The sequence below is a fragment of the Pseudomonas sp. HY13-MNA-CIBAN-0226 genome, from assembly GCF_040310305.1.
GTDB classification, from domain to species: Bacteria; Pseudomonadota; Gammaproteobacteria; order Pseudomonadales; family Pseudomonadaceae; genus Aquipseudomonas; species Aquipseudomonas gregormendelii.
This window is the reverse complement of sequence record NZ_JBEOPS010000263.1, coordinates 1-272: the sequence shown is the minus strand read 5'-3', so window position 1 is coordinate 272 and position 272 is coordinate 1. Positions and strand designations below refer to the sequence as shown.

1 pseudogene is annotated in these 272 nt (G+C 50.0%); it reads left to right on the top strand.

From position 1 onward, the window contains the following. Positions 1-48: 48 nt before the first annotated feature. Positions 49-272: pseudogene (locus AAEZ05_RS28690) on the top strand (AMP-binding protein); the annotation flags it as partial.

The following is a 272-nucleotide window of genomic DNA, read 5'->3' as shown; positions in this document are numbered from 1 at the left end:
CATTTGGGCTGTCAGGTTTGCGATCAATATGGGCAGACAGAGACCGGCATGACCTGCTGCGAGCATCATGCTTTGGCGCATGAATGTCCAGTCGGCTCGATGGGCATGGCGTTACCGGGGCATACGCTGGTAGTGCTCGATGATGATATGCAAGTATTGCCCGATGGTGAGCAAGGACAATTGGCAGTCGTGGTCAGTCAGTCGCCTGCGTTTTATTTCCGAGGCTATAGTTGGAATGAAAAACAAGCGTTTTTTGAAGATTACTATTTGAC